Genomic DNA, 4,010 nt, shown 5'->3' with positions numbered 1-4,010 from the left:
GGTCGCCTGTTTGCAACACGAGCGAGTGGATGCCGCGCTCGCGGGCGAAGGACTCTAGCGACTCCATTAGGGCACGGGCGATTCCGTGGCCGCGGTAGGCCGCATCGACGAACACTTTTTTTACTTCGAGGGAGTTTTCGTGGGGGCGCAGGGCTGCGTGGCCCGCAGGGCTATCGCCTTCCAGCGCGAGCAGGGTGACCGTCACTTCCTTCGGGTCTACGTCGAACATCCCCTCGGGGATAGGGTCAGCCGAGGAAGTGGAAGAGTCACCGTACAGCGCATCCATTTCGACATTCATTGCATCACGGAGCGCAACAGCGCGCGGGTCGAGCCAGTCGACCCGCGCGATGCGCAGCGTATCGGAGATCGCCAGTGTTACTTGGCCCCCACCATCGCCGAAGCGTTGGATTCGTACGAGGTGTTGGTCGACTCGAAGAAGTTGACCAGCTGCAGGGTGTCGTTGGCGGCGGCCATCCACTTGGCAGGGTTGGAGACGTTGTAGTGCGCCTCGAAGCCCAGTTCCTCAAGCCGACGGTCGGCCAGGTACTTCACGTACTGGTTGATGTAGGTCGCGTTGAGCCCGAGGATGCCATTCGGAAGCAGGTCATGGTTGTACTGCTCCTCCATCTCGACACCATCCAGGATCATCTGCTTGATCTCAGCCGCGAACTCTTCCGTCTGCAGGTCGGGGTTTTCTTCCAGCACGGTCAGGATCAGGTTGATGCCGAACTTCAGGTGCAGGCTCTCGTCGCGCACCACCCAGTCCATGAGCGAACCGAAGTTGCGCAGAAGGTTGCGCTGGCGGAAGCTCAACGCGACCATGAAGCCCGAGTAGAACCAGATTCCTTCGAGGATGACGTTGTACGCGACCAGGTTGCGTACGAAGTCTTTCTTACCCTCCGTCGTGGTGATGTCGAGGGTGTTTTCGGTCATCCGACGGATGTACTTGACCTCGAACTCCTCTTTGCGCGCCATCGACGGCACGTCGGCGTGTGCCCCATAGGCGGCTTCACGGTCGATCGGGAAGGTCTCGAGCACGTACTCGAAACTCATGCAGTGGTTTGCCTCTTCCCACATTTGCTTGGCCAGATACAGGCTGCACTCCGCGGCGTTCACGTAGGGGTAGACACCGAAGGCGAGCGCCTTGTTGACGAGCAATTCGTTGGGGTTGAAGTAGCTCATGAGGAAGGTCACGGCGTGACGCTCTTCATCAGTCATCTTCTTGAAATCGGCGATGTCTTCGCCCAGCTGGATCTCGTTGGGGAACCAGGTGTTGGCTACGGCCTGGTCATACAGGTCCATGGCCCACTGGTAGCGGATCGGCTTGAGCAAAAGGCCCTCCTGGAGCCCTGTTCCGAGAATTCCCATGTTCTTCTTCTCTCTATTTCTGGTTAATTATCGTTCTATTGCTTGTGTTATTGCTGCTTATTTGACTGCGGCTTGTTCAATTACTGGCAGCTGTCACAGTGAAGGTCGTCCATCGGATCTACCGGGACGGTGTATTCATCGGTTGTTGTGGTGGTGCCGGTCTGGAGGGCGGCCATCATGCACCGCCGGGTGAGGATGCGCGGGGCGCCAGTCCGCCGAACCCTCGGCGAGCGGGCGCTGGTGCTTGCGTCGAGCCACCGGTCGAGGTTCCGACCGCGGAGGTTGCCGCAGTCGTCACCACGATGTCTTCGGACTTATTGACCTTGACCGTCGACTGCTCGGCGGTGTGCCGGGGCTTCATATGCAGGTAATAGGTCGTCTTCACGCCACGTTCCCACGCCGCGAAGTAGATATCCATCATGTCGCCGAGGTCGCGCGTTTCGAGATACATGTTGCGGCTGATGGCCTGGTCGATCCACTTCTGCGCGCGGGCGGCAACCTCGAGGAACGCGTACGGTGACAGCTGGAAGCTGGTCTTGTACACCTCCTTGAGTTTGTCGGGGATCGACGCGATGTTCTGGATGTCGCCCTGGCTGCGCAGGATCGCCTCACGCGTCGACTCCCAGATGCCGAGCTTCTGCAGATCGATCACGAGGTTGCGGTTGACCTCGAGGAATTTGCCGTTCGAGGTGGAGCGGCTAAAAATTTGCGAGAACTGCGGGTCGAGGCCCGGCGTCGTTCCTGCAACCAGACCAATGGATGCGGTGGGTGCGATCGCCATCAGCGTCGCGTTGCGCATCCCCCCCTTGACCTTGACGCGCAGGGCGTCCCAGTCGAGTCGAGTTGTGCGGTTGACCTTGATCTCCATGCCGCGGTCGGCCTCGGTGAGAGCGATCGAGTCGAGCGGAACGAGGCCTTCAGACCAGCGGCTGCCCTCGAAGTTCGCATAGGAGCCGCGCTCCTTCGCCAGTTCGGTGGATGCATCGATTGCGGCGTAAGAGACGTGTTCCAGGATCTCGTCGATCAGGTCGTACGCTTCTTCACTCTCGTAGCTGATGCCGAGCTTCTCAATGACATCGGTGAAGCCCATCACTCCGAGGCCAACCGCACGGTTCTCCCGGTTGGAGAAGTCGGCTTCGGCCACGCTCGAGCGGGTGATGTCGATGAGGTTATCGAGCTGGCGAACGGCCAGGCGTGCGCTCTCGGCGATCTTGACGAAGTCGACGGCGAGGCTACCGTTCTCGACGGTGAGCATGTGCTGCGAAAGATTGATCGACGCGAGGTTGCACACGGAAACGTTGTCTTCGTCTTGCGGCAGCGTTATTTCGGTGCAGAGATTCGAGAGGTGGATCGTGCCCGTGTTGTTGTTGAGTGCGCGATTGTTGATCGTGTCTTTCCACGTCAGCCACGGGTGGCTGGTGGTCTGCAACGAAATCAGGATCGACTTGAACTGCTCGCGAGCGGTGATCTTCTTGAACATGTGCATCTCGCCGGCCTCGGCCTTGGCCACGTACTCGTTGTAGCGAGCCGAGAACGCCTTGCCGTACAACTCGTTAAGGTCGGTAACCTCGAGCGGGTCGAAGAGGTACCAATCGTCGTCGTTCTGCACACGCTTCATGAACTCGTCGCTGATCCAGACCGCGGTGTTGGCGGTGCGGGTGCGACGATACGGGTCGCCCGAGTTGTTGCGGAGTTCGAGGAACTCCGGGAAATCCATGTGCCAGTTTTCCATGTAGAAGCACAGCGCGCCGAACTTCTTGCCCCCGCGACTGACGGCACGCAGGATCGAGTCGATGGTGTGCATGAACGGAATCGGCCCGGTCGACGAGGTGTTGTTCGAGCGTATAGGCGAGCCCTGCGCGCGGAGCTTGGTGACCGAAAGCCCGATGCCGCCGGTGCCCTTGGTCAGCCACATCACATCGCGCGTGGTCTTCGCAATGTGCTCCATGTCGTCTTGCATCTCCATGACGAAGCAGTTGGCGAGCTGGGGGTACACGGTGCCGGCGTTCACGAGCGTCGAGCCCGCCGCCAGGTACTCCAGGGTCGACATCTTCTTGTAGAAGCCGAGCGCGGCCTGGGTGGGGTCGGCCTCATTGAGCGAGAGGCCCATGGCAATACGCATCCAGAAGTATTGGGGAACCTCGAGCGCATCGCCGTTGCGGCCTTTGATGCCGTAGCGGTTGTTGAGGGTGACGACACCGATGTACTTGAGCAACTCGTCGTGGGCGGGCTCGAGCTGGGTTGCGAGGTAGTCGAGGTCGAACATCTCGACGAGTCGCGAGTCGAGCAGGCCCTCTTCCACGCCGCGTGTGACGTTGGCGGCGAAGTGTGACCTGTGCAGCTCGACAAGTTCTGCCGTGGTTTCATAGTCGCCGAGAACCCGCTTATAGATGGTCTTGAGCAGGAGGCGGGCAGCGACGACGTCGAACGCTGGATCATCTTTGACGTTCTGGAGGGCGACCTGGATGACCGCTTCGTCGAGCTGCTGGGTGCTGATTCCGTCGAACAGGGTCAACTCAAGCTCGGACGCGATCTGGGTCACCCAGGTGATGTTGTCGTCAAGACCTACCGTCGCGGCCTCGATCGCGAGATTGATCTTGTTGGCGTCATACGGTTCCCGCTCACCGCTGCGCTTGACGACT

General features: G+C 59.9%; 3 protein-coding genes. All 3 read right to left on the bottom strand.

Annotated elements, in window-relative coordinates:
• Window positions 1–298: GNAT family N-acetyltransferase (locus tag RMN95_RS16210; protein WP_309617941.1), on the bottom strand; the 298-nt coding region annotated here is incomplete at its 3' end.
• A gap of 77 nt (window positions 299–375) precedes the next feature.
• A complete protein-coding gene (locus RMN95_RS16205; RefSeq protein ID WP_309617940.1) occupies window positions 376–1,368 on the bottom strand; it encodes a ribonucleotide-diphosphate reductase subunit beta in 993 nt (330 codons plus the stop codon).
• A 175-nt stretch (window positions 1,369–1,543) separates the two neighbouring features.
• Window positions 1,544–4,010: ribonucleoside-diphosphate reductase subunit alpha (locus RMN95_RS16200; protein WP_309617939.1), on the bottom strand; the 2,467-nt coding region annotated here is incomplete at its 5' end.

It is taken from the genome of Salinibacterium sp. (genome assembly GCF_031364185.1).
In the GTDB taxonomy this organism is placed as follows: domain Bacteria; phylum Actinomycetota; class Actinomycetes; order Actinomycetales; family Microbacteriaceae; genus Rhodoglobus.
This window is presented reverse-complemented; position numbering and strand designations above follow the sequence as displayed.